This window comes from Microbispora sp. NPDC049633 (assembly GCF_040675265.1).
Classification (GTDB): Bacteria; Actinomycetota; Actinomycetes; order Streptosporangiales; family Streptosporangiaceae; genus Microbispora; species Microbispora maris.
This window is the reverse complement of sequence record NZ_JBFAOO010000002.1, coordinates 45699-68384: the sequence shown is the minus strand read 5'-3', so window position 1 is coordinate 68384 and position 22686 is coordinate 45699. Positions and strand designations below refer to the sequence as shown.

Here is a 22686-nt window from a genome sequence, read left to right as displayed (position 1 = left end):
CGCCAGCCGGGGACTTCGGCGCCGCTGAAGTACAGCGACAGCATCAGACCTGGCCAGGGTTCTTCGGGCTGCGCCCGATTCCATTCCCGCGCAGCCCGCCCTTCGGCTGGTTGTCCTTGGTCCAGGACGCGAGCTGGATACGGCCCTGGGTCACGATGGGGCTCTCGATCCGCCGCAGGAACTCCTCCGGCCGGACCACGTCGCTGCCGGGGGTGTAGCTGGTGCGCCCGCCGAGCTTCTTCGGCCCCTGCATCGGGTCGTAGACCGGGATCTTCGTGCCCGGCGTCCGGTGGTCGGGGCTGATCGAGGTCGGCAACGGCCGGTTGGTCCCAGGGGTGAGCGGCTTCGGGCTCGGCGCCGTGGGGGGCGTGGGCGTGCTGCGCGGCCGGTTTTCGATCCAGTTGTTCGGCGCGGGTGTTGCGGGCGCCGACGGCATGGCGGGCGGCTTGACCGTGGTCGGCTGGTGGAAGGCCTGGCGACCGGCCGACTCGGGCTGCGGCCACTGGCCTCCCAGAACCTGCTTGTCGTGCTCCACGCGACCGTAGGACGCACCCCAGGACGGCCGGTTCGGGCTGGGCGCCGGAGGCTTGGACAGGGTGCCCAGGTGCGGCACCGCAGGCAGGTTCGTGCCGGGGACGCGCTCGGACGGGGCGGTGCTGATCCGGACGCCATTGACGTTGCCCACCGTCTGACCGCCGAGGCGGGGTTCGGCCGGAGGCTTCGGCGGCGGCGTGGTGGTCTTGCTCCATGCGGGCGGCGGGGCCTGGCGCTCCGGCTGGGGCCACTGGCCTCCCAGCACCGGCTCGCCGTGCTCGACCCGGCCGTAGCTGTCACCCCACTTGCCCGGCGTGCGCGGCTTCAGGCTGGGGGTGTCCCAGCGCGACAGGTCGACAGCGTCGGCCGACGGCGCGCGGCTCGGCCCCCAGTCGGCCCTGGCGTTGGGGCTGGCGGACTGCTTGTCGGCCAGCGGCGCCTGCTTGGGCTGCGCCTTGCCCGCGCGGCGGGCCTGGGCGGCCTCCTGGAGGCTCTTGTAGTGCGCGGCGGCCTGCCGCTTGTAGCGCTCGCGGTCGTGGGCCACAGCGGCCTTACGCAGCTCCGGGTTGTCCATCCACCTGCCGGAGTTCTCCACGCGGGCGCGGCGGTCCTTGGCGACCTGGGTGGCGAGTTCCCAGTTCATGGTCATGCTTCGTCCTCCACAGGGCGAAAGGCGGCCCGGAGGGCGCGCGTACGGTCCAGCTCAGCGACCATCTGCTCCCAGGGGGTGATGGCGCCGTCATGGTCGGGGTGGTGGTCGGGCCGCAGGAAGGCCGGTTCCACGTAGTGCAGACACGGCACTCCGGCGCGGAAGAGGGTGGTGATGACGCCGGGGTCGCAGTCGACGACCAGGCGCAGGTCCTCGCGCGTGGCGCGCAGCCGCTCGACCTGGCGCAGGCGGCGGATGGCGACGTCCTCGGGGTCCTCCGGCTTGCGCATGATCGTGAACTGGTGGGCGTCGAAGCCGTTGACGTTCAGCCACACCTCGTCGGTCACGTGCTCGACGACGACGGCCAGCCGGTAGACGTAGGACAGTGCGTGGTACAGCTCGCGGCCGGTCTCGATGGGCCCGCCGTTGGCCGGATCCCGAAGGACGCCGTCCAGGGTGATCAGCACGAGTCCCCTCATCGCTGGATCCCCCGATTCGCCCACAGCAGGGCCTTGACGCGCGCCTGCGCGGCGTCCTCGACCTGCGAGCCATAGGTGGCCACGTCGGCCTCCTGGCGGCCGGAGCGGGCGACAGAGGTGATCTCGGCGAGCGCTGGGCCGGTGCCGAGGCTCTTGTGGGCCTGCCAGCGGAAGTTGGCCCAGTCGCCGTACCCGGCGCCGTCGGGGCCGAAGGCGGCCTGGCGGCCCTTGTGGATGTCGTCGAACAGCGCGGCGGCCTGGGAGGCGGCGATGCGAAGCTCGGTCATCGCGTTGACGTGTCCGGGGCCGGTGGTGCTCGCGGCGCGGTGGCGGGCGTCGTTGTAGCGGCCGATGATCGTGTTCGCGCGCTGGGCCTCGGCGTTGATCTGCTTCCACCACTCGGCCGGGTACAGGCTGTGCGGGTCGGCGGGCAGCTGGGGCGGCCGGATGGTCCAGGTGTTGCCGGTGACGTCGTAGGCGGCGTACGGGTGTATGGCCTTGACCCCGCCGGGGCTGGCGTCGGTGTCGACGTTCCAGTAGAAGGTCAGCTCGTAGGTCTTGCCGCCGAAGCGGGTCTCGGCCGTGGTCGGCCACAGGGAGCGCTTCAGCTCGGCGTTGATCCAGTCGGCCAGCTCGGCGTTGGACAGCCCGGCCATGGTGGGGTTGGACCGGCGGAAGGTGACGGGGTCGACGCCGACCATCACGTCCAGGTCGCCGTTTCCCCGGTCCCCGGCCCACTGGTAGGAGATGCCGGACCCGGCCAGCCACAGCCGCGACCAGTTGTAGGCGCCCCGGTACCGGTTCTGCATGTATTCGTAGAACCTGTTGATAATCCCCTCGCGGACCTCCGGACGCAGGACATCTCCGTGGAACAGGTTTGGGTCCAGGCGGGAATCCGGCGCGTTGAAGTAGCCGCTGTGGCCCGGCTCAACCCGGATTTCCGGGGAGGCCTGGGCGACGCGGTTCAAATAGAATTCCGAGGATTCCACGGCCATACTCCAATTCTAGGTTCGGCGGCTTTCTCGACGTTAGAAATAGAAAGCCCCCCGCCGGTCGACGAGGGGCTTCCAAACAATTCCGTTCTGCTATTCCATGAGCGCCATGCAGACGATGACCACGAAGACGATGATGAGGGCGCCGCCCATCAGCCGAGCTTGCCTTCGGCCTTCAGTCGCTGCATTACCTGGGCGTTGGCCGCCTGCGCGCGGGCCTGCTGGGCCAGGACCATCTGCTGCTGGACCGTCTGCATGGCCGTCTTCTGAGCGACGAGGTCGGACTGGACGACCGCGCACCCGGCGAAGATCTCGTCGGGGTGGGCGACCTTGTCGACCCGCAGGCCACTCACCCACTTCGGGTCGTTCGAGCCGATCCACTGGCCGTCGTGGTCCTGCCAGACGACGAACGCGACGTGGACGGGGATGTCCTCCGGCTCGGGAGCGGACTCGGGGTCGGGGACGGCCTCCAGGTGGGGCTTCTCCGGCTGGTCCTGGCCGAGGATGGGGATGGCTCCGGAGTTGTTCACTGGTCGTTCTCCTTGTTGGGGGTCGTGGTGGTGTCGTCGGCGTGGGGGTCGTGGCCGGGGTCGGCCTTGGCCAGGTCGCGGGCGATCTGGGAGAGCTTCCGCGCGCTCATCTCGTGCTCGGGCAGGACCTCGCCGAGGAAGTAGCGGCCATACCGGCGGGAGGCGGCGGCCAGCCCACGGGCGTAGGCGGCCTCGGTGTCGGCCTTGGTCTGCGGGGTCATCCGGGCCCGCTCCAGCTCGATGCGCAGCGCGTCGCGCTCGGCGGCGACCTGGCTCACGGTGGCCATGGCCTCGGCGTAGGCGGCCCTGTGGCGGGCCTTCTCGTCGGCCATGCGAGCCTCGACGGCGTCCAGGAGGGTCTGCAGGCGCTTGTAGGTGGCCAGGGGGACGAACCTGACGCGGTCCCGGAACGGGGCCTTGGGGGCCCGCTCGGGGCGCTTCTCCGCGCTGCCCTCGTCGTCGTCGTAGTCCGACATGTCGTGCTCCTTGTGGTGGTTGCAGGTGGTGGTGGTGGTGGTGATCAGCCGGTGTAGTGGTAGTCGCCGCGCTTGGCCCGCATCCGCTGCATCGCCACGGAGTTGACCGGGCAGAAGTCACACAGGAAGCGGTTCGAGGTGGGCTTAGGCAGGCCCGCCTCCTTGCGCTCGGCGGCGGTGTTGGGGATCAGCCGCTTGGCGTCGGAGCGGAAGTCGTCGCAGTTGGTGGTCTTGTTGTGCTTCTTCCAGCAACTGAAGGCGTCGTCCTTGAACGTGGCCTTGACCTCGTAGAACTCGTCGCCCAGGCCGTCCCCGACCTGCTCCTTGATCCGATCCAGGATCTGCACGCGTTTGTCGGGGATGCGCCAGTGCTTCTCCTCGACGTTGAACATGTTCAGGCCGGGGTGGGGGTGGTTCAGGGCGTACTCATGCCGCGAGGCGACGACGTCGAGCAGGTCGTCGTACTCGATCGGGCCTTGGAAGTCGGGAATCTCCTCGACGGACTTGCACGTCCGGCAGACGACGAGGCGGACCTTGGGTCCGGCGGTCTCGGTGTTCATGCCTGCTGCCGCTTCGCCTCGTACTCGGGAACGTTCACGATGTACTCCACCTCGACGTCGGCGCCCTTGGCGGCGCTGACCGTGAGCTGTTCGTCGCCGAATCGCCAGACCCAGACGGATCGGTCCTTGGTCGACTTGTTCTCGAAGAGTTTCGACATGTGTTTCTCCAGGTCGTGGGGACGGTCAGGCCTTTGGAGCGTTCCAAAGCGCTGCCCAGGTCAGGGGGCCGACGGCGCCGTCGATGGTCAGGCCGTGGTGGTCCTGGAAGACGCGGACGGCGTGGTCGGTGGCCGGGCCGAAGATGCCGTCCACCGCGAGCTTCCAGCCCCGCTTGTTGAGCTGGCGCTGGATCTGCTTGACGGCGTCACCCCGGTTGTGGGCCTTGCCGCCTGCGCGCTCGGCGAACCACTCGCTGCGCGGCAGTGGGTAGTACGGGGCCGCGCTCGCGCTGGCGGGCGTCTTCACACTGACCGGCTTGGTGGTGACCACGTTGGCCGGGCTGTCCTTGGTGTAGCGGGGGTAGCCGTAGCCGACGATCGTTCCTCGGGTGCGGTATCGCTTGGCCACCTGGTTGGCGGTGTTGCCCTCGATGGTGACGACGCGGCCGGACCCGTCGACACCGATCACGATGCCCACGTGGTCGATGGCCGAGATGTTCCGGGTCCCGGACCAGTCGAAGAAGACGATGCTGCCCTTCTTCGGCGTGTTGCCGAAGCGCCCGTTGCGGGCGAACCAGGCGGCGTGCCAGGGGGTGAACGCGAACTCGCCGACGATGTCCAGGCCGTCCTCGCCGCCCGCCTCGAAGGCGCACCAGCCGAGGAACATGTCGCACCAGGCGGCCTTGGCGTAGGCGGTGGTGCCGTGCCTCTTGTCCCACCACTGGCCGAACTTGGTGGCGCCGGACTTCTCGGCGTAGCCGATCTCGGCGGTGGCCACCTTGAGCATCTGGTTGGCGGTCAGACCCATCAGTGGCCCTCCCAGCCGTCTTCGTACTCGGGCAGCTCGACGACGTCGCCCTCCTGCGGGCCGTCGGCGTCGGTGACCGGCGCGAGGTCGGGTCGGTTCTCGGGGATCGGGGAGCTGTAGGGCGTGCTCACCGGCAGCTCCCCTTCTCGATCAGCCCGGCGTTGACGTGGCCGGGGTAGGTGTTGGACGGCGAGGTGGCCTGGCCGCCCCGGTTCGGAGTCGGCTTGCGCACGGCGCCGTCGGTCATGCCCTCGCGCAGCTCGCTGTTGCAGCTGCGGGACTGCGGATAGGCCATCTACGCCATCTTCTTTCCGTGTCCGTTCGGCTTCCGGCGGTCGTTGAAAATGCCAAACGACCTTCCGGTGCCGTCATTTCCAGAAACCGTGAACTTGACATTGTCACCGGCCCCCGCGCGGCGGCGGTCGGTGGCCTTCAGTGGCTTCTTGGCCTTCTTGGCCACGACTCCTCCAATCGCGCTGAGCGGCTGTCTATTCCAGGATATTCAGGACTGGGCGAAACCAGGTAGCATCGTCGCCGAATAGCCCGGCCGGGCGCTCAGCGCGTCAGCCTTTGCGCCGGGATATGTTTCGTCGACGGAAACGACGTCGTAAATTGTGAGGGCCCTGCTCCGATAACCGAATCGAGGGGCCGTCTTCCCGATATTCGGAATGGGCGGGCGGATCGCCTCCATGGAGGCGGCGTTGGCGTACATCAGCTCGGCCAGCCGGTCGGTCACCAGCTGCTCGGGCAGGGACGCCCAGGGTCCTGCTGGCATGGGATCTGTCACCTCCGGCGCGTATCGTCGAGTGCATGGATCAGGTGCTGAAGTTGCCGCCCAAGGCCCCCAAGCCGGAGGGCCCCGTCGTGCTGCGGCCCGAGCAGGCCTGGCAGCTGTACGAAACGCTGTACGCCAGCTGCCATGTGCCGGACGCCGACCAGGAGACCCTGGACGCCCTGGAGGACCGGCAGGACCAGGCCCTGGCCCTCCTGCACGAGGTGCTGGGCGGCGAGGTCACCACTTGAGGTCGTCGTAGGGCATCGTCTTGGAGTTGCGGGACTTCTTGGTCGCCTTGTGGACCACCCAGGCGGTGCCCTGCGCCTGGTTGGCGGTCGGCATGCCGGTGCGGTCGGCCGCCTGACGCACGACGTCGGCGAACAGGTTGTACCGGCCGACGGACGACAGCCCGCGCGGGACCTTGTGCTCCAGGTCGCCCCTGCCGATGACGGCGTCGTGCATGTGGACGTCCACGGTCACCGGGTGGGGGTCGGAGGGGTCCACCATGTTCTTGTAGAAGTTGCCGGTCTTGATCTGCATCGGCAGGGCCTGCTCGGGGTTCTTGCCGTCGCGGATGTCGGCCGCCTTGAGGATGTTCGGGGTGGCCTGCAGTCGCAGCGCGCGGGTCTTGCCGACGGTCTCGGCGCGCACCCGGTTGTGGGACTCGGTGGCCTTGTCGATGTCGGCCGCGATGGTGGGGTTGTTGAAGCCGTGGGCCCGGCGGTGCTCGGTCTGCAGCCGCTTCAGGCCCTCCAGGTGCTCGTGGGCTCCCCGCAGCGCGGCGAGGTGCTTGTCGGGGAAGCTGCGGGTCAGCTCGTGCGCCTGGTTGACGTTGGCGCCCCACTCGGTCGACGGCGACAGCGCGGCGACGATACCCGCCCCCGTGCGGACATCTCCGCGCCCGACCTTCTCGGCGATGTCGTGGGCTCGCGGGTACCAGGTCCGGCCGTAGTCGCGCTGCTCGGGGTTGGCGTTGCTGATCAGCGTCTCGACGTTGCGCCGGTACATGCCGAGGCGTCGCGGGGTGACCGTGCGGGGGTCGATCGGGCTGAAGTCGGCAGGAGCCATGGTGCTATCTCCAGGAGGGGAGGTGCTGTCGCATGCTGGCGACGAACTGGGGGTCGGTCTCCCGCCGCGCCTCGGGGTCGTAGTTGCTCACGCCGTACTTGGCCGCCAGCTGGCCCAGCTCTCTGGGGGAGGTGATGGCGTTCTTGCCCCCGTGCGCCAGCCGTTCCACGGGGTCACCCGGCGCCGTCCATCGCTGGCCACGCGCCTGGGCCTGCAGCCCGGTGTTGGGGTTGAAGTCCTTGGGCCAGAAGTAGTCCGAGTTCGGGATCTTCTCGAACTTGTGGACGCCCCGCTGGTAGGAGCGGTCGTTGAGCTTGCCCTTGATCGCGTCCAGGACGCGGTCCTCGCGCCGGGAGCGGATCGTGCCGAGGTAGCCGTCGGGGTACTGGGCGGATGGGATGCTCGGCACGCGGCCGGAGCGCTGGGCGTCCTTGAAGTCGCGGAAGCCGGTAGCGCCTCCCCCACCGCCGACCGTCGTGGCGCCCGGCTGGCCGACGGGGGGGTTGTAGTTCCAGGTGTTATAGGGGGAGGACACGTCGACCTACCGGTACGGCTCGTAGGGGAACGGATCGGGGGCCACGACCGGGGGGTGCTGCGGCTGCGGGGTCGGCCGCGTCGCCGCGTGGAGCGCCGTGTAGCGGGCGGCGCTGGCGGCGAAGTTGCCCAGACGCCCGGCGGCTGCGCCCGTGGCCCCGGACGCGGCGGACTCCGCGACGGCACCGGCCGCCGATCGGGCTGCGGTTCCGGCCGCGAGGCGTCCGATCGTGCCGAGGATCGCCGGAAGTGCCTGGATCACTGCTGGACCTGCCCGTACTGCCGCTTGGCCCAGAAGTCGGACAGGCCCGCCTTGCTGGGGACGGTGTAGACGTTGCGCTGGGTGGCGCTCGCCTCGGGCGCGTTCTGGGAGTACATGGGGACCTGGACGGCGCCCTTGTGACCCAGGCGCTCCAGGACGTTGCGCCGGTTACCGGCCAGCGCGGCCTCCACCATCGACGGGCCGTGCTTGGGGACGAGGGTGCCCCGCTGGGGGTTGCCGGAGGTGTTGGTCCAGTTGGTGGCAACCGAGGTCCCCACCTTGGGGAAGTTGTGGCTGGTCTTGTCGGCCACTTCGGACTCCTTAGATCGCAGACAGCCAGGTGCGGCGCTGGTAGGTCTCGGCCGCCTGGCCGTTGGGACTGGGCAGCACGTGGCCGCCGGGGAGCAGGCGCGAGGATTCCGAGTTGGAGTAGCCGATAGTGCTGCTGATCACGGGTTCGAGAACCGATCCGGGCCGGTATCCGGCCTGTCCGGCGCCCTGCTGCCGGGTGTTGAACATGGCGGCGTTCCGGCGGGCGGACTCAGTGAATTCTGTGGTCCTACCGTCAGTCATTCCGCCTCCTTTCCCGGCGATGAACTTCTACCGTTTCCAGTGTAGATTTCGACCGCCCGGAAATTGGTATCCCGTCAGTCGACCAGGACCTTCAGCACCATGGCGGTCACGTTGCCCTCGGGCATCTTCGCCTCACTGAAGCCCGCCCGGAAGGAAAGGCTGATCGCGCGGGAGGCGACGAATGACTGGGCAATCGCCAGAGCTTTGACGGCCTGATTCACGGCCCCGGCGCCGATGGCGCGAAGGGAGACGTCCTTCCCGTCGTAGACCGCGTGGGACACAGCTGCTGCCAGCGCGTTCGCGTTGGACGAGGACTTCACTCGCAGGACGACCGAATTGCTGTCGGCGCCCGGCGCCGGGGTGTCGCTCATATGTAACTCCACTTTGGAACACGTTTTATTGGACGTAATTCCAGGGTAGGAGCGGAGCGATTTCCGTTTGTAATGGTCAGCCCCGACCAGGACGTTTTCCGGGATCGTTTCCTGGGAGGTGTTAAAACGCGGGGGTGCCGTACCCGGCCTGCTTCACCAGACGCTTCCAGTCGGAGAACCGCATGACGACCGGCCAATCGCCGATGGTCGCCTCTCCCTGCCCATTCAGCCGGACCACCAGATACGGGTAATCCCCTGGCGCGGTGGCCTCGACGGCCTGCTTCAGCCAGGCGCCGAGGTTCAGGCCGGTGCGGGCCTTGACCTCTCCGGAGAAACCGGGGGTGTTGAGGATGTCCTGACCGGAGCGCCCGGCCCCGGCGGTGTCGGCGAACGGCCAGATGTCGCGGACGTACTCGGCCGACACCTTCTGCGACCGCATCCCCCGGTCCTTGCGGTAGTTGCTCACCAGGCCCACGTCCCGTCCTTCACGAACGCCTCGGTGAAGTCGACCCAGCCCTCCGTCGAGCCGATCTCCGACCGCAGGATCGTCAGGCCGGGGCGCGGCTGGGGATGCCAGTTGTTCTCGCGAAGCCGTGTGCTCCAGTCCGGGCTGTTCTTCAGGGCGGACTTGACGGTCCCGACCCTCCAGTACACGCCGTAGTCCTCCGGCGTGTAGACGAAGAAGACGTGCGTCGGCGGCTTCTTGGTGTTCGGGGCGGTCACTTCATCTCTCCGTTCGCGGTGATGAACTCGTGGGTGACGTCGGTCCAGCCGTCCTCGCCGATGTCGAGCGGCACCATGCCGTGGGGGTTGACGACGACCACGTAGACCGAGACGGTGCCCATGACGCGGGCCGAGCTGAAGGTGCCGTTGGTCTTTAGTGCCGCGCTGGCGCGGCCCCTGGAGGTGTAGACCTGGGACTTCTTGTCGGTGGTGATGAGGTAGATCTCGCGGGGCAGCTTCTTGGTCACGCCGCTCCCCTTTCCTTGAGTCGAAGCATGAGCATGTCGGCGACCGACCGCAGCCAGGTCAGGTCGCGGTCGTTGGCGACCGACCACGACAGCAGGCCAGACGGCAGCGGGGTCTCGGTCGGGTGGGCCGGGCCGACGCCCGGCTTGGTGATGTGGACGAGCTGGCCGCCCAGCTGCTCGCGGATGGCGCGGGCCTCGTTCATGTGGCGGACGTCGGTGAACACGACGCGGCCGACGGGGTCGGGCATCCGCCGCAGAGCCGTTTCGATCCAGGCGCGCGGGTGGATATGAGCGCGCACGCCTTCGCCGAGGCCGATCAGCAGCTCGCGGATGTGGGGGTAGAGCGCCTTGGCCTCCTCCCAGCCGATCGAGTTGATGACCTGCTGTAGGCGGACCGTCTCGCCGTCCTCCACCACCAGGGGCGGATTCATGGCGTAGAGGGTGTCGCGCAGCGCGTCAGCGAAGGCGATCTTGGTGAAGCCGTGGTTTTCCACCAGGGCGTCGGCGAAGGAGTCCTTGCCGACGCGGGCGAAGCCGTGGAGTCCGAGAATGATCATGGCTGCCTCGAAAACAGAACCGCGATGGCTACCGCGAAGTAGATGTTGATGATCGCTTGAATTGCGGACATGATCACGACTTCCAGATGACGGCCAGGACGATGGCGACCCAGCCGATCCAGAAGGCCAGCAGGAGGTTGGCGTCGGCGTCAGTCACGGCTTCTCCTCCCAGCGCACCCGGAGCACGCCCTGGTCGTCGTGGCCGATCTTCAGCTCGCCGTCGCCGACGCAGTAGACGATCCAGGCGGCGAGCAGAAGGACACCGCCCACCACACCGAGCACGTACGCGAGGACGACCCACAGCCAGGTCATGCGGCCACCTCCATGTCCTGGAAGGTCGCCGGGGCATACTCCTTCAGCGCCTCCAGGACGACCTCGGCCAGCTTGCGGATCTCCCGGTTGGCCGACGGGTCCAGGCGCCGGGCGAGGATGTAGCGCCAGGCCGACAGGTTCGCGGTGATGACCAGGGAGGTGTCCGTCGACAGCGGCAGCCACTGGGCGGCGGTCTCACGGGCCTGCTTCAGCGGGACCTTCCGGCGGGTCAGGAAGTCGTAGACCTCGTTGTAACGCTCCAGCGCGAGGTCCCACCACTCGGCCATGTTCTGTTCCAGCTCGGGGTGCTCGGCCACGGTGGGGTGGATGGCGAAGGTGCGCGGCGGGCAGTACCGCAGCGACTCCACCGAGTAGGAGGCGTGCCGGTGGCGGGTCAGCTCGCCCAGCAGGTGCCGGGAGACGCCCTCCACCTTGAAGCTGACGCTGGCGTGCTCCAGCACGCTGTTGTGCTGCAGCTCGATGATGTGGTCCAGGTAGGGCCGGTTCAGCCGCGTCTTGGGGTTCGGCTTGTGGAAGCTCAGGTAACACAGCCGCCCGGCGAATTCGGCCAGCAGGTCGGCCGGGCGCGGCATGGTGTCCTCGAACTTCAGCGGGTTCAGCGCGTCGTAGACGTGCTCGGTCGCCACGGTGTACCCGGCGAGGGTCGCCTTCATCCCTTTCCTCCCTCGGTGTGATAGGTGAGTTCGTGGGCAGCCACGAGGACGACCAGCTCCGGCAGGGTCTTGACGCTGGGGACGTCCGGGTTGGTGCTCGGGCCCAGCCCGCCGTCGTAGTAGGCGAAGCTGCTGCCGTCGGTGTTGCAGTTGCGGCACTGGACGTCGACTCCGCAGTCCTCGTCGCCGGACAGCCGGTAGCGGGCCAGCCCGGCCAGCACCGTGGCGATCAGGTGTTCCATCTCGTGTTCCTGTTCTCTCGATCTGAGCGGCCGACGCGGCGGGTCAGCTCGCGGCTGACGAGGAAGTTCAGCCGCTCGGCGTTGGCGTAGCCGCTCTCCTGGAGCAGCCGTACCGCCTTGGCGTCGTTGTAGGCGTCCTTGGCGTCCTTGACCTCGGGGTCGGCCTCGGCCCCGGCCTTAGCCGCTGTCACGCTCTTGGCGGCTTTCGCCGCGATCACGTCGTTGCGCCGGACTTCCAGGACGGCCTCGGCGTACAACTCGTCGACCCGTGCTTTCGCCAGCTGGCCGCCGTAGAAGTTCACCCACTCCGTCAACTCCCTGAACAGGACCATCAGCTCGCCGTCGTCGACCTCGGTCAGGTCGCGCGGGAGCCTCGGCGGGTGCTCGTCGGGCCGCTCCGGCTCGTGCAGCTCCGCGAGCGCGCGGTCGCGCCGGGCCCTCGCCTGCCGCTCGGCGCCGCCGGTCGCGGGGTTCCTGCGGATCGTCCGCATCCTCGTCCTCCCAGCACTCGGCCGCCCAGGGGCAGCCCGAGCACGGCTTCTTGGTCTTGTTGTCGTGGGCGCGCTCGGGCTCGGGGCCGCCATTGAGCGCGATCTTGATCTCGCCCGCCTTGGCCAGCAGCGGGTCCAAGATGCGGTCCGACATGCGGATCGTGAAGCTCTTGGTCAACTGGTTGGCCTTGAACTCGTAGAGGAAGACCATCTCCTCTGCGTCGATCCCGGAACGGGATGCCAGCCAGAGGTAGATGTTGCCCTGCTTGACGTGGGGCGTCAGGGGGCGCTTCAGGCCATCCCACAGGCCGTCGAGATCCACGAGCTTCTTGCCGCTGCGGGTCTCGTGCGTGTGCTCGCTCAGCAGCTTCGGGGCGTCCATCCGGAGCGTCCCCTTGCCGATGGACTTGATCTCGATCAGCCGTTTCGGCACCTTGCCGTCGGCGTGGCCGTGGATCAGCGACGACTCATCGCCCAGGGTGACCTCGGCGTACTGCAGCGCCTCGGACCCGCAGGTCACGCACGACGGCGGCCGGAGGGTGATGTCGCGGTGAAGGTGCTTGCAGTTGAGGCACTTCCAGCGGCCCTCCAGCAGGCCCATGTCGTCCAGCCAGCCCTGCCACTTCGAGTGGATCGAGTGCCCCTCCTCGAAGATGGACAGTGTGCCGACGGCGAACTGCTCGCCCTTGATCGGGATCCCGGCGCGGGCGTCGCGGATCCGGTAGTACGTGGCGCGCGGGCACCAGTCGTCGTGGGCCATCTCCGAGGGGTGGATCACGTCCTGGCGCCGGTCGGTCGGCTGGTCGGCCTTGTTCAGCAGGTGCGTGCGGATGTCGGCCAGCAGGCCGCCGTCCTTGCGCGCGTTCACCAGGTCGGCCAGCCGACCGGCGGGCTTCAGACCAGCAGCTCGTCCTCGTCCTCGTCGTCCTCCAGCAGGAAGTCGTCCTCGTCGAGGTCGGGAATCTTCGGCGTCGGGGGATGCCACGTGATCTCCAGGTAGGGGTCTTCCTTGCGGGCGAACCGAATGTTGCGGCGGTCATGGGGGTGCATGCCGCCCCAGATTCCTGTCGCCTCGTTGTTGATCACGGCCCACTCCAGGCACGCATGTCGTAGGGGGCAGACCCGGCCGTCGGCGTCGCCGTTGCAGAACTCGACGCAGTCATCGGCCTGCTTGCGGTCGAACCAGGGGTCTTTGCCGCCGCGCCTGGGGGCCCGGAACTTGATGCACTTGGCGGCCTTGGCCTCGTTGCCGCCCCCGAACCAGTCCGGCGCCGGGATTCGAGGCTTGAGGACCACTACAGGGCCTCTTCCTTCAGCATGTCGTAGTCTTCCTGCGACAAAATGACCCAGTCCCGGTCACCCATCCGCAGGCCGAACCGCATCAACCGGCCGTTGTCGAGCAGGGCCTGCTTCTCGGCCTCCAGGAGGTCGGCGAGCCGCAGCGTGTACTGCTTGGCCGTGGTGTACTTCAGCTCCCACGACTCGGTCTCGTTGCGGACGTCGTTCTTACGAAAGTCGAGCGCCCCGGAGGCGGCGTTCCTGCTGCCGCCGATCTTGGCGGCCTGCTGGTCCTCCTGCCTCCGGGAGGCCCGGTGGAGCTTGCTCACGAGCGCTTCTTCCTCTGACGCCGTCGGCGCTCCACAACCCCGCGCATCCCATCGAGTCCGAGGATGATGAACAGGGCGAGGCCGAGGAACACGGCGACGTAGGTCTCGTTGTCGAAGTTCAGGTACATCAGTTGGTGCTCCGACGAGGCCAGTCGCAGCTCAGGCCGCCCTTGTAGACGCTGACGCAGGTCACGACGGTCCCGTCCGAGAGGTGAACCAAGGCCTCGTCGACCTCGCTGCCCTCGTACCAGGCCTCGGTGGTGATGTGGACCGGCGGCTTGGGGTTGTCGGCGACAGCCGGGGTGTTGCCGCAGGCGACGGCGGCAGCGAGCACGACGGCGGCGACGACGATGGCGCTCACGCAGGTCTTGATGTCGATCTTCATCAGCGCTTCCCTCCAAAGCTGCCGATCTTGGGCGGGGTGTACGGCTTGGGCTGCGGCACGACCGGCTTGACCGGCGTGAGCGGCTTGGGCGGGGTGTACGGCTTGACCGGGGTCAGCGGCCGGTTGGTTACGCGCGGCCGGTACGGCACGGGGATCGGGACGTAGTGGGTTGCCACCGGGTTGTGGTGGACGTCGTACTCGACCTCGATCTGCGTCCCGCCGGTCTGGTCGGCCGGGGCCTCACACCAGTCACCGGAGCTGTCGTCGCTGCACGCGGTCAGCCCGGCCGCCAGCGCGACGGCGGCGAGGGCTACGGTCGTCTTACGCGGCATTGGCTGCTCCGGTGATGAGTTCGCGGTCGGGCTTGGCGGCGGCTTCGAGGATGGCCAGCCGCAGTTGTTCCTGGAGATCGACCTCGGCGCGCAGGTCGTCCAGGAGCTTGTCCTTGCCGGGGCCCCAGCGGCGCTCGCCGATCGAGTAGTAGGAGCCGCGCCGCTCGACGATGTCGAACAGGACGCCGTAGGTCAGCAGCTCCTTGGCGGTGTCGTAGTCGCCCCGGTAGAAGCCCAACAGCGGGGCGTCGCGGAAGAAGAAATCGACGGTGGCGACCTGGCGCGGCGGGGCGCTCTTGTTCTTCAGCGTCCGCAGCTTGATCGTCTGGCCGACGACGACCTTTCCCTTGCCGGGGCGGGCCTCGATGATGTCCTCGTCCTTCTTGACCTCGACGCGGGCGTAGAAGCTGTAGTTCTTGGACTTGCCGCCGGGGGTGGTCTGCGGGGTGCCGTGCGGGGAGAACTGGCCGATGGCGTCGCGGTACTGGTTGATCATGACGCCGAGCAGGGGCCTCTCGGTTCCGTCCAGGGCGCGGCGGGTGGCGGCGCCGACCTTCCGGAAGAACTTGGAGTTGAGGCGGGCGCCGAGGGCCATGGTGGCCTCGTCCATGCTCTTTTCGGCCTCCTCGTCCGGCACCAGGGCCGGGTAGGAGTCGATGACGATCATGTCGACGGTCTTGGACTCGGCGAACTGGATGACGGTGTCGTAGGCCAGCTCCATCTGCCGGGTGTCGACGACCAGGACGCGGTCGTTGTCGACGCCGAGGGCGGCGGCCTGGTCGACGTCGTACGGCTCGGCGGCCACCCAGGTGGTGGTGAAGTCGGGGTTGCGCCGCTGGTTCTCGGCCACCGTCTTCAGCACGATGGCGGTCTTTCCCTGGGACTCCTTGCCGATGATCTCGACCCACTGGGAGACCGGCCAGCCGCCGCCGAGGATGACGTCGAGCCCGATGCTGCCGGTCGGGTAGCGACCGCCGAGCACCATTTCCGAGCCGAGGGCGATGGCGCCGTCGCCGTGCTTCTTGTTGATCTGCGCGATAAGGGCGCGAGCCTCCGGGGAAATGCTCACAAGCCGATTCACCAACCCAAGCTCGGGGAAAACGAAGACCGTGTGAGGAAACGCTACGAGCGCACCTCACACGGTCACAAGTTAGGCCCCAACTCGGAATTCGGACTTTCTCAGATCCGCCGCTCCCCGTGGTAGGGGCGGGCGTATCCCTCGTTGATCAGGTCGTCGTTCAGGCACTCCTGACCTGCACGGATGGTGCCGAGCCAGCGCCCGTACTTCTCGCGCGACTTTCGAGTGGCCAGCTCGATCTTCCCCTTGTTTCGGAGAAGCCAGCCGGTCGTGAAAATCGTGGCCTCCATTCCCATGGGGTCGGTCTTCTCGGGGCAGTTGAGTCCGTCGAGCCGGACCACGACTTCCGCGCTGGCCTTCACGTGGAATCCGATATCGACGTTCACCCGGAATGCGACGGTGTCTCCGTCGATGACGCGGACTACTTCGACGTCGGAGAAGTGCCACCACTCGACAGCGGCCACTGTTTCCGCCGGATTTCCCAGGCGGGGGGTAGCGGCCATTACTTCCCCTCCCCGTACAGATCGGTCTTCCACTCGTCCACGTGAGCCTCTTCCAGGTGGGACAGGGCCAGCTCCAGACGACGCCGCCAATCCTGGACTCGATCGCGCTGGGACTCGGGGATCTCCCGGCAGTACCAGGGACCGCCCTCGCGGCCCTGGATCCCCCGGATACCCGCCAGGGCGTCGTGCAGGTTGGCCCGCGCCCGCTTGAACTCGGTGGCCGCCTTGGTCATGGTTTCCCAGGGCGCGATGCGCTCCTCGTAGTCGGCCGGGCTCTCGCCGGGCCGCTTCTGCGGGCGCCTCATGCCGCCACCAGGTCGACCACGTCGCAGCCGCCCGCCGAGCACGCCAGCTCCTGGCTGCCGGAGGTCTGGTCGCCGTGCTCGTAGAAGGGCAGGTCGGCCCACCGCACTGAGGGGAAGGCTGCCACAGCGGCCTCGTAGGTGGCCTGGTCGACCTCCTGGTAGGGCGCCTGCTGGTAGGTGTGCTCGGCGTACGGCAGGAAGGAGACGCCGGACAGCTCGTCGATGTGCTCGAACACCCAGTCGCCGACCGCGTTCCACTCCTCGGTCTTGACGTTGATCGTCACCGAGGGCTTGTGCTCGCAGTAGTGCCGCTGATAGTCCAGCCACAGCTCCAGGTGCTGGATCGCCGTGAGGTCAGCGCGGGTGACGGCGCCCTTGGGCGCGGCGATCGGGAATGAGAAGACCCAGGTGGTCTCCGGCTGGGTGACGTCGTCCTCGTGCGGCACGCCGGAGTCGGCCATCAGCTGCGCGAGCGGGTCCTTCTTGTCCGCCCTGACGGTGCGGATGTAGTAGGGGGCGTGCCAGGGGTGGATACCACTGCTGACCTGGGCTAATTGACTCACAGTTCCGCTCGGCTTCACACACGTAATCGCGTGGCTGGCGGTGATGCCGACGCGGGCGGATTCGGCGACGTTGACCTGACGGGCGACCGAGCGGAGGATCTTCAGGGCGTTGACCCGCTGGTCGGCTTCGTAGGTGATCTTGTTGCCGAACACGCCGGTCAGGCTCACGCCCAGCAGACGCTCCTCCTCGGCGTTCTTCTTCCAGATGTCGCGAAGGAAGGGGAAGTCCGTCAGCGTGGCCTGCCAGGTGCCGAGCACGGTGGCCAGCTCGACCTTCCGGATAAGGTCGGGCATCTCGTCCGTCGGCCGGACGATCACCTCAGACAGGTTACAGAAGGAGAACGGGCGCATAACGATCTCGCTACAGGGGTTGCAGCCGTACTCGATCTGCGCATCACGGCGGCTCCAGCGGGAGGCCTGCTTCTGGGCCGCCGTCCGGTTGAAGATGCCGCGCTCCCCCGACCCGCTGGCGACCATGGCCGCCCAGTGCTCGTCGAACACCGGCCGCGAGATGTAGTTGTTGCCGTGGGTCTCGAACACCGCCGAGATGTTGGCCAGCGCGCGGTGCGGGTGGGTCTCCCACCACTCCCCCGCCTTGGCCTCGGCCAGCTCCTTGTCGCTCACGTCGGTGAGGGCGATCATCGCCGACCGGCGCACGCCGCCCACGACGACCACCGAGGCGATCTTGCACATGAGGTCGTGGACCTCGATCGGCCGCAGGCGGCGCCCCTCGGCCTGGTGCAGCAGATGGACGGTGAACTTCAGCAGCTCGGCCAGCGGCTCGGGGCCGGACGCCCGGCCGCCGAACGTCTTCAGGCGGCTGCCCGCCTTGCGGATGCTCGACAGGTCGTAGGCGGGCACCTCCCCGTCCACCCACACGGCCTTCAGGAACTCGCGGAATCCGGCGGCCCAGCCCTCCTTGCTGTCGCCGAACACGATCGTCTTGGGGACGTTCCAGCGGGTGATCGGCGCGACCGGCGGCAGCTTCTCGGTGTACCGGCGCTCCACGCTGTAGCCGACGCCCGTGCCGTTGAGCAGGATGTACAGCGTCTCGGAGAAGGCGGCCAGATCGTCCACCGGCAGGTAGGAGCAGTTGTAGCCCGCGATGTTGGAGCGCTCCAGTGCGGGACCGGCCGTCATGATGCCCCGCATGCTCGGCACGATGTCCAGGTTCTCGATCGCCTGGCGGATCTCGGCCACCAGCGAGTCGCTGGGCACGTAGTTCTGCTTGGCCTTCAGGTGGCCCAGCATGAAGTCCATGTACCGGCCGACGCTCTCGCGCCAGACCTCGCGGCGACCGAGGTCGTCGATGTACCTGCTGTACCGGGAGGTCGCGATGAAGTTTTCGTACGGAGCAATGATCGAGCCGTCAGCGGCAAGAATCGACATGAGGGGGATCACCTTCGTTGGCGTAATCAGTGACCGCCCGGCAGAGTTCGATGAAACGATCTTCCGGGAGGTCCCACTTCAAGCGGTTGATGTCCTTGTGGACGAACTGAACGTTTCCGGGGACGTAGCCCTTGGTGGAGTCGATCCGGTCCAGCGACGCGGTCTGCTCCTGCTCCAGGAGTCCCTGCTTGCCGAACTGGAGGGGCCAGCCGGTGTAGGCGCACTTGGCGCCCTGCTTGACCCACAGTTCGTCGAGGTATTCGATCGTCAGATCCCATTCGAGGGTTCCGCGCGCACGAGTGCGGGACTTGACGCGAAACTGGGCAACGAAATAGCCGGGGACGTGATTCCCGCCGCGCCAGTTCGCGTGGTTATTTCCCGCCATTGACTTGTGGGCGCAGGTGTGGCACCCGTACTTGTTCTCGCGGGCCCGCTGAGCCGAGATCGAGTACGTGGTCTCGCAGTCCAAGCACAACACGGTCCAGCGTGCGACGATCTTGTTGCCGCCGTACCGCTTGGTGCTCGACCGACCGAGCACCTTGTACCGGCCAAACACCTTGCCGGTCTGGTCCTCGCCCTTGTAGAGCGCGGGAAGGTACTGCCCCTCCGGGGGGTCCTCGATGAACTTCATGATCGGAAACTATGGGATGCGACCGACAAATCACCTACCACTACTTCACGTGGGCGATGATGTGCGCCGGGTTGTAGTTCGAGGTGCCGTCGTGGATCTGGCGGGCGGGGGTGACCTGACCGGCCTGGCCGGACGGCATCCCGACGCCGCCGGAGCCCGCCTGGACCAGGGGCCAGCCGCAGTCGAAGCAGCGAGCGCGAGCCTGGGTGCCCGGAGGAGCGCCGAAGTTCGTCGAGCCACATCCGGGGGCCCCGCAGCGGTCGGTCATCTGCGAGGAGGGAGCCTTCGCCAGGTGCTTGGCGATCTCGGCGTCCGGAACGCCCTGGACGGGCATCTGCGGGGCCTGGGGAGCGGGCGCGGGTGTCGGATCCCACCACGGGCGCGCGAGGGACGTCGGCGGCGCCTGGGGGGCCGGTGCGGGGGCGTACGGCGCGGCAGGGGCAGCAGGCCGGACCGCCGCGAGCTTGCGGGACCAGAAGTCGCTCATCAGATGTTCTCCGTGTACCGGATGACCTCGGCGTCCAGCAGGTTTGCCAGGACGACCAGCGCGCCGGAGCGGATCACCGAGTGGTACGTGTGGACCATCTGAGCTACGAGTTCTTCGCCGAGTGCATCGGCCGCTTCCTTCAGCATAGAGCGAACCAGGACAGTGGCCATCATTTCGGAAATCGCGTCCAGCTCGGGGGCCGCGCGCAGGGCGCGGGCCACGCGGAGCTTGCTCTCCTTGCGGGCCAGATCGGCGCCCTCCTCGTTCGGGGGGATCTTCCCCAGCTGGCGCAGGAGGTCGTCGGCCATCTTGTGCGGGTAGCCGTCGAACACGACGCGCTGAAGCAGCAGTTCGGGCTCGGCGAGCAGGTTCATCTTCACGGGGTCTCCTTGATCACTTAGCGTCACTCCAGCGTTCGACGGCGTGGATGTCGACGGTCAGAGGTACCTTGACCAGCTTCTGGATGCCGGGGCCGACCATCGCGTCCAGGAGGGCGGCCTTGGACTCCTCCACGAGGTGCTTGGGGGTGTGGACGCCGACCTCGTCATGGACGGTGCGGGTCATGTGGGCGCCTGCGGGGTGGTTGCGGCGCCAGCGGATCATCGCCAGCTTGATCAGGTCGGCGGCGCTGCCCTGGATCTTGCTGTTGAACAGCTGGCGCTCGGCGGCCGAGCGCTTCTCGTCGTCGCGGCTGCGAAGCTCCGGCATGCGGCGGACGCGGCCGAGCAGGGTCGTGGTGTGGGGGTACTTCTGGCGCCGGGCGGTGTCGATGACGTGGGCCTTATAGGCGTAGACCTCGGGGAACTCGGCCCGGTGCTTCTTCATGTGCTTGCGGGCCTCGTTGACCGTGATCTCGGCCATTTCCGCGACGGTGTCCGGGCCCGCGCCGTACACGATGGCGAAGTTCAAGCCTTTGGCGATCGAGCGCAGGTCCGGCCGGTTGGCCTTGACCTCGTCCGGCGGCAGGGCGAACACGAGGGCCGCCGTGATGGTGTGGGGGTCGATCCCCTTCCAGAAGCCGTCGAACAACGCGCCGTAGCCGATGAAGTGGGCGAGCATGACCAGCTCGATCTGCCCGTAGTCGGCGATCAGCTCCAGGTAGTCGTCCTCGGCGCGGAAGGCGCTGCGGATCTTCTTGCCCTGCGGGGTGCGGACGGGGATGTTCTGCAGGTTCGGGCTGGAGCTGGACCAGCGGCCGGTGCGGGCGCCCATGGGGTTGAAGCGGGCGTGGACCCGGCCGTTGATGATCAGGCAGTCGTCCTCGTCGGGGTGGAGGAGGGCGTCCACGTAGGTGCCCTTGAGCTTGTCGTCGCGCTGGTAGTCGAGCATGGCGTCGACCGCCGGATGGCCCTTGTACTTCTTCAGGGAGTCGGCGTCGGTGGACCAGTCGGTGATCGTCAGCTTCTCGCCGCGCCGTTTCTTCTTCACCCCGCCATCGGTGAGTTTGACGGGCTTAAGGCCCAGGCCGCCCTGCTCCTTCGGGCCCCAGAACACCTGGGCCTTCTGCGGGGGGCTGTTCAGGTTGAACTCGCGGCCGACGGCGCGGTAGATGCGGGCCTCGTGCTCAACGAGGGCGGCGGTCAGCTCGCGCTCCAGCTCCTCCAAGACGGCCTTGTCGACGGGGTCGCCGTAGGCGGCCATGTCGATGACCTCCTCCAGCAGCTCCATCTCCATGTCGAACAGGTCGCGCAGGCCCTGCTTGTCGATGAGCGGGTCGTTGTGCTTGTACAGCAGCCAGCCGAGTGCGGAGTCGGCGTAGGAGTAGCGGGCGACCTTGCGGAAGCTGTGGGCCTCGACGCGGCGGCCGGTGTCCTCGGTGTCGTAGGCGATCTTGTATAGCTGCTTGATCCGGGGCTTGAGCCCGTTCAGCCTGTTCTCGTCCAGCAGGACCGAGGAGGTGTAGGTGTCGTGATACGGCGGCGGGGGGATCTTGCCGCCGTAGTACTTGGCGACCGAGCCGACGTCCATGGGCAGGGAGTGGGCGCCCTTCTCCCGATCGCTGAACAGCAGCGGCTCCAAGGCCTCGAAGACCTGGGAGGGGCGCAGCTGCTCCGGCGCGGTGGACCAGACCGGAATCTTCCGCTTGCGGATCTTGCCGGTCTTGGTCTCGTACATCTCGACGCGCTCGCCGATGATGCGGTCGCCCTTGATGTGGCCCATGGGGATCGTGACGGCCATGCCGTAGGTCGCCAGGGAGATCCACGAGACGGTGTTGTGGGCGGGGATCCCCCGGTACGGGGGGATGGACTCGATGTCGAAGAAGAACGCGCCGTGGCGGGAGAAGTGCCGGACGACGTGGTCCAGATGCTCGGTGTCGAGGACGATGCTGCGGCTCAGCATGGCGTGGTGGGGCCTTCCTGGGACACCACAGCCCGCCACCACGGACCAGGAGAGACATGGTGGCGGGCTGCGGGGGCTGGGGTCAGGAGATCTCGTCGACCAGTTCCTCAAGGTCCTCGCGAGAGGTGACCTTGATCAGCGACTTGTCGTACTTCTTCTCCTCGAACTCCGCGATCTCGTCGTCCGACAGCGGGGTGATGTCGTAGTACTTCTCCAGGTCGGTCTCGCTGGTGGCCTGGAGGTTGTATTCCGTCTTCGTCCCCTTGCCGGTCTTCGTGATGGCCCAGTACAGGCCGTCCTTGTCGATCGGACCGGTCCGCTTGTTCTTGTTCAGGCCCTCGATCTTCTGCGCGACCTTGATGCCGGTGGTCCACACCACCAGCTCCGGCTTGGCCGGGTCGGAGAAGGAGATGATGTTGAACGGCACCCTGGCGCGCGGCTCGTCGCCGATGTCGCACAGCGGGCAGTCCTCACCCAGGCAGACGTGGGACTTCTTGCCCGTCGCCTCCTGGATCCAGTGCTCGTAGTACGTCGTGATCGGCTTGTTCTCGACGAACTTGATGATGATCTCGTCGTTGTCGCCGACCTTGAAGTTGTCGGCGAACTTGGCCTTCTTGACCTTGCTGTGGAACTCGTCCCAGCCGCCCTCGCCGTCGTCGTCGCGGTTGCGGCGGCGGGACCGGCGGCCCTCGCCGTCCTCGTCGCGGGACCGGCGGCCACGGGACGGGCGCTCGGAGTCGCCTCGGCCGCCGGGGCGGCGGCTGGCGGTCCGGGACCGGCGCGTGGGGCGCTCCTCCTCGTCGTCGTCGTCGTCCTCGTCGTCGTCGTCGTCCTCGACGGCGGCGCGGCGGGAACGACCGGCGGGGTGGCGACGCTGGGCGGCGGCGCGCTCGCGGCGGGCCGGGGGCTCCTCGTCCTCCTCTTCCTCGTCGTCGAGGTCGTCGTCCTCGTAGTCCTCGTCCTCGGGCTCGACGTCCCGGCTGCGGACCGGCCGCTCGTTGCGGCGGGCGACGTTACGGGGCATGTGGTTCCCTTTCGCTGTGCGCGGTG

General features: G+C 67.8%; 42 protein-coding genes. 1 reads left to right on the top strand and 41 read right to left on the bottom strand.

Going from position 1 to position 22686, the window contains the following annotated elements; translation table 11 throughout:
* Positions 1-43 precede the first annotated feature (43 nt).
* The 12 genes from AB0J39_RS01230 to AB0J39_RS01175 all read right to left on the bottom strand — a co-directional run bounded on the left by AB0J39_RS01230 (position 44) and on the right by AB0J39_RS01175 (position 5922).
* Positions 44-1183: a hypothetical protein gene (locus AB0J39_RS01230; RefSeq protein WP_363460517.1), complete on the bottom strand. Its 1140-nt coding sequence runs from the start codon at positions 1181-1183 to the stop codon at positions 44-46.
* Positions 1180-1662, bottom strand: a complete 483-nt coding sequence (locus tag AB0J39_RS01225; RefSeq protein ID WP_363460515.1) for a hypothetical protein — start codon at positions 1660-1662, stop codon at positions 1180-1182. The genes AB0J39_RS01230 and AB0J39_RS01225 overlap by 4 nt, the downstream gene beginning before the upstream one ends.
* On the bottom strand, positions 1659-2651 hold the full coding sequence (locus tag AB0J39_RS01220; protein ID WP_363460513.1) for a hypothetical protein: 993 nt from the start codon (positions 2649-2651) through the stop codon (positions 1659-1661). The genes AB0J39_RS01225 and AB0J39_RS01220 overlap by 4 nt, the downstream gene beginning before the upstream one ends.
* 155 nt (positions 2652-2806) lie before the next feature.
* Positions 2807-3184: a hypothetical protein gene (locus AB0J39_RS01215; RefSeq protein WP_363460511.1), complete on the bottom strand. Its 378-nt coding sequence runs from the start codon at positions 3182-3184 to the stop codon at positions 2807-2809.
* The gene (locus AB0J39_RS01210; protein ID WP_363460509.1) at positions 3181-3660 is read right to left on the bottom strand and encodes a hypothetical protein; all 480 of its coding nucleotides are present in this window, start codon (positions 3658-3660) and stop codon (positions 3181-3183) included. Before AB0J39_RS01210 ends, AB0J39_RS01215 begins: the two co-directional genes overlap by 4 nt.
* Before the next feature lie 44 nt (positions 3661-3704).
* Positions 3705-4220 carry a hypothetical protein gene (locus AB0J39_RS01205; protein WP_363460507.1) on the bottom strand — a complete coding sequence of 172 codons (516 nt, stop codon included), beginning with the start codon at positions 4218-4220 and terminating at the stop codon, positions 3705-3707.
* On the bottom strand, positions 4217-4378 hold the full coding sequence (locus AB0J39_RS01200; RefSeq protein ID WP_363460505.1) for a hypothetical protein: 162 nt from the start codon (positions 4376-4378) through the stop codon (positions 4217-4219). Before AB0J39_RS01200 ends, AB0J39_RS01205 begins: the two co-directional genes overlap by 4 nt.
* Positions 4379-4403: 25 nt before the next feature.
* A complete protein-coding gene (locus AB0J39_RS01195; RefSeq protein ID WP_363460503.1) occupies positions 4404-5186 on the bottom strand; it encodes a peptidoglycan-binding protein in 783 nt (260 codons plus the stop codon).
* The gene (locus tag AB0J39_RS01190) at positions 5186-5317 is read right to left on the bottom strand and encodes a hypothetical protein (RefSeq protein WP_363460501.1); all 132 of its coding nucleotides are present in this window, start codon (positions 5315-5317) and stop codon (positions 5186-5188) included. The genes AB0J39_RS01195 and AB0J39_RS01190 overlap by 1 nt, the downstream gene beginning before the upstream one ends.
* Positions 5314-5481: a hypothetical protein gene (locus AB0J39_RS01185; RefSeq protein ID WP_363460499.1), complete on the bottom strand. Its 168-nt coding sequence runs from the start codon at positions 5479-5481 to the stop codon at positions 5314-5316. The genes AB0J39_RS01190 and AB0J39_RS01185 overlap by 4 nt, the downstream gene beginning before the upstream one ends.
* Positions 5482-5646 (bottom strand): hypothetical protein, encoded by a 165-nt coding sequence (locus AB0J39_RS01180; RefSeq protein ID WP_363460497.1) that lies wholly within the window; start codon positions 5644-5646, stop codon positions 5482-5484.
* A 42-nt stretch (positions 5647-5688) separates the two neighbouring features.
* Positions 5689-5922, bottom strand: coding sequence for a hypothetical protein (locus tag AB0J39_RS01175; protein ID WP_363460495.1), 234 nt, complete (start codon positions 5920-5922; stop codon positions 5689-5691).
* A gap of 74 nt (positions 5923-5996) precedes the next feature.
* Between AB0J39_RS01175 and AB0J39_RS01170 the strand changes: the two genes are divergently transcribed.
* On the top strand, positions 5997-6209 hold the full coding sequence (locus AB0J39_RS01170; protein WP_363460493.1) for a hypothetical protein: 213 nt from the start codon (positions 5997-5999) through the stop codon (positions 6207-6209).
* Here AB0J39_RS01170 and AB0J39_RS01165 read toward each other — a convergent pair.
* The 29 genes from AB0J39_RS01165 to AB0J39_RS01025 form a co-directional block, all read right to left on the bottom strand.
* Positions 6199-7029, bottom strand: a complete 831-nt coding sequence (locus tag AB0J39_RS01165; protein WP_363460491.1) for a hypothetical protein — start codon at positions 7027-7029, stop codon at positions 6199-6201. The two genes, AB0J39_RS01170 and AB0J39_RS01165, sit on opposite strands and share 11 nt — an antisense overlap.
* Before the next feature lie 4 nt (positions 7030-7033).
* Positions 7034-7564, bottom strand: coding sequence for a hypothetical protein (locus AB0J39_RS01160; RefSeq protein ID WP_363460489.1), 531 nt, complete (start codon positions 7562-7564; stop codon positions 7034-7036).
* Positions 7565-7570: 6 nt separating this feature from the next.
* On the bottom strand, positions 7571-7825 hold the full coding sequence (locus tag AB0J39_RS01155) for a hypothetical protein (RefSeq protein WP_363460487.1): 255 nt from the start codon (positions 7823-7825) through the stop codon (positions 7571-7573).
* The gene (locus tag AB0J39_RS01150; RefSeq protein WP_363460485.1) at positions 7822-8136 is read right to left on the bottom strand and encodes a hypothetical protein; all 315 of its coding nucleotides are present in this window, start codon (positions 8134-8136) and stop codon (positions 7822-7824) included. The genes AB0J39_RS01155 and AB0J39_RS01150 overlap by 4 nt, the downstream gene beginning before the upstream one ends.
* 10 nt (positions 8137-8146) lie before the next feature.
* Complete coding sequence (locus tag AB0J39_RS01145) at positions 8147-8398, bottom strand: hypothetical protein (protein ID WP_363460483.1); 252 nt, start codon at positions 8396-8398, stop codon at positions 8147-8149.
* Positions 8399-8472: 74 nt separating this feature from the next.
* Entirely contained in the window at positions 8473-8769 is a 297-nt protein-coding gene (locus AB0J39_RS01140) for a stage V sporulation protein S (protein WP_363460481.1), read from the bottom strand.
* A gap of 121 nt (positions 8770-8890) precedes the next feature.
* Positions 8891-9244: a hypothetical protein gene (locus tag AB0J39_RS01135; RefSeq protein WP_363460479.1), complete on the bottom strand. Its 354-nt coding sequence runs from the start codon at positions 9242-9244 to the stop codon at positions 8891-8893.
* Positions 9232-9492, bottom strand: coding sequence for a hypothetical protein (locus AB0J39_RS01130; protein WP_363460477.1), 261 nt, complete (start codon positions 9490-9492; stop codon positions 9232-9234). Before AB0J39_RS01130 ends, AB0J39_RS01135 begins: the two co-directional genes overlap by 13 nt.
* Positions 9489-9740: a hypothetical protein gene (locus AB0J39_RS01125; protein WP_363460475.1), complete on the bottom strand. Its 252-nt coding sequence runs from the start codon at positions 9738-9740 to the stop codon at positions 9489-9491. Before AB0J39_RS01125 ends, AB0J39_RS01130 begins: the two co-directional genes overlap by 4 nt.
* Positions 9737-10297: a hypothetical protein gene (locus AB0J39_RS01120; RefSeq protein WP_363460473.1), complete on the bottom strand. Its 561-nt coding sequence runs from the start codon at positions 10295-10297 to the stop codon at positions 9737-9739. The genes AB0J39_RS01125 and AB0J39_RS01120 overlap by 4 nt, the downstream gene beginning before the upstream one ends.
* Before the next feature lie 153 nt (positions 10298-10450).
* On the bottom strand, positions 10451-10609 hold the full coding sequence (locus AB0J39_RS01115) for a hypothetical protein (protein ID WP_363460471.1): 159 nt from the start codon (positions 10607-10609) through the stop codon (positions 10451-10453).
* Entirely contained in the window at positions 10606-11283 is a 678-nt protein-coding gene (gene thyX / locus AB0J39_RS01110) for an FAD-dependent thymidylate synthase (protein WP_363460469.1), read from the bottom strand. Before thyX ends, AB0J39_RS01115 begins: the two co-directional genes overlap by 4 nt.
* Positions 11280-11525 (bottom strand): hypothetical protein, encoded by a 246-nt coding sequence (locus tag AB0J39_RS01105; protein ID WP_363460467.1) that lies wholly within the window; start codon positions 11523-11525, stop codon positions 11280-11282. The genes thyX and AB0J39_RS01105 overlap by 4 nt, the downstream gene beginning before the upstream one ends.
* The gene (locus AB0J39_RS01100) at positions 11513-11716 is read right to left on the bottom strand and encodes a hypothetical protein (protein WP_363460465.1); all 204 of its coding nucleotides are present in this window, start codon (positions 11714-11716) and stop codon (positions 11513-11515) included. The genes AB0J39_RS01105 and AB0J39_RS01100 overlap by 13 nt, the downstream gene beginning before the upstream one ends.
* Positions 11703-12884, bottom strand: a complete 1182-nt coding sequence (locus AB0J39_RS01095; protein WP_363460463.1) for a hypothetical protein — start codon at positions 12882-12884, stop codon at positions 11703-11705. The genes AB0J39_RS01100 and AB0J39_RS01095 overlap by 14 nt, the downstream gene beginning before the upstream one ends.
* A gap of 26 nt (positions 12885-12910) precedes the next feature.
* Positions 12911-13312: a WhiB family transcriptional regulator gene (locus AB0J39_RS01090; RefSeq protein ID WP_363460461.1), complete on the bottom strand. Its 402-nt coding sequence runs from the start codon at positions 13310-13312 to the stop codon at positions 12911-12913.
* The gene (locus AB0J39_RS01085) at positions 13312-13623 is read right to left on the bottom strand and encodes a hypothetical protein (protein WP_363460459.1); all 312 of its coding nucleotides are present in this window, start codon (positions 13621-13623) and stop codon (positions 13312-13314) included. The genes AB0J39_RS01090 and AB0J39_RS01085 overlap by 1 nt, the downstream gene beginning before the upstream one ends.
* Positions 13620-13751, bottom strand: coding sequence for a hypothetical protein (locus AB0J39_RS01080; protein WP_363460457.1), 132 nt, complete (start codon positions 13749-13751; stop codon positions 13620-13622). The genes AB0J39_RS01085 and AB0J39_RS01080 overlap by 4 nt, the downstream gene beginning before the upstream one ends.
* Positions 13751-14008 carry a hypothetical protein gene (locus AB0J39_RS01075; protein WP_363460455.1) on the bottom strand — a complete coding sequence of 86 codons (258 nt, stop codon included), beginning with the start codon at positions 14006-14008 and terminating at the stop codon, positions 13751-13753. The genes AB0J39_RS01080 and AB0J39_RS01075 overlap by 1 nt, the downstream gene beginning before the upstream one ends.
* A complete protein-coding gene (locus AB0J39_RS01070; RefSeq protein ID WP_363460453.1) occupies positions 14008-14340 on the bottom strand; it encodes a hypothetical protein in 333 nt (110 codons plus the stop codon). Before AB0J39_RS01070 ends, AB0J39_RS01075 begins: the two co-directional genes overlap by 1 nt.
* Positions 14330-15409, bottom strand: coding sequence for a hypothetical protein (locus AB0J39_RS01065; RefSeq protein ID WP_363460451.1), 1080 nt, complete (start codon positions 15407-15409; stop codon positions 14330-14332). The genes AB0J39_RS01070 and AB0J39_RS01065 overlap by 11 nt, the downstream gene beginning before the upstream one ends.
* A 110-nt stretch (positions 15410-15519) precedes the next feature.
* Positions 15520-15921, bottom strand: coding sequence for a thermonuclease family protein (locus tag AB0J39_RS01060; protein ID WP_363460449.1), 402 nt, complete (start codon positions 15919-15921; stop codon positions 15520-15522).
* Positions 15921-16226: a hypothetical protein gene (locus tag AB0J39_RS01055; protein ID WP_363460447.1), complete on the bottom strand. Its 306-nt coding sequence runs from the start codon at positions 16224-16226 to the stop codon at positions 15921-15923. Before AB0J39_RS01055 ends, AB0J39_RS01060 begins: the two co-directional genes overlap by 1 nt.
* Complete coding sequence (locus AB0J39_RS01050) at positions 16223-18178, bottom strand: hypothetical protein (RefSeq protein ID WP_363460445.1); 1956 nt, start codon at positions 18176-18178, stop codon at positions 16223-16225. The genes AB0J39_RS01055 and AB0J39_RS01050 overlap by 4 nt, the downstream gene beginning before the upstream one ends.
* Positions 18159-18809 (bottom strand): hypothetical protein, encoded by a 651-nt coding sequence (locus AB0J39_RS01045; RefSeq protein ID WP_363460443.1) that lies wholly within the window; start codon positions 18807-18809, stop codon positions 18159-18161. The genes AB0J39_RS01050 and AB0J39_RS01045 overlap by 20 nt, the downstream gene beginning before the upstream one ends.
* Before the next feature lie 40 nt (positions 18810-18849).
* Positions 18850-19296, bottom strand: coding sequence for a hypothetical protein (locus AB0J39_RS01040; RefSeq protein WP_363460441.1), 447 nt, complete (start codon positions 19294-19296; stop codon positions 18850-18852).
* Positions 19296-19676, bottom strand: coding sequence for a hypothetical protein (locus AB0J39_RS01035; protein ID WP_363460439.1), 381 nt, complete (start codon positions 19674-19676; stop codon positions 19296-19298). The genes AB0J39_RS01040 and AB0J39_RS01035 overlap by 1 nt, the downstream gene beginning before the upstream one ends.
* A 13-nt stretch (positions 19677-19689) precedes the next feature.
* Positions 19690-21636 (bottom strand): DNA polymerase, encoded by a 1947-nt coding sequence (locus tag AB0J39_RS01030; RefSeq protein WP_363460437.1) that lies wholly within the window; start codon positions 21634-21636, stop codon positions 19690-19692.
* Positions 21637-21718: 82 nt separating this feature from the next.
* The gene (locus tag AB0J39_RS01025) at positions 21719-22660 is read right to left on the bottom strand and encodes a hypothetical protein (protein ID WP_363460435.1); all 942 of its coding nucleotides are present in this window, start codon (positions 22658-22660) and stop codon (positions 21719-21721) included.
* Between the last annotated feature and the right edge of the window lie 26 nt (positions 22661-22686).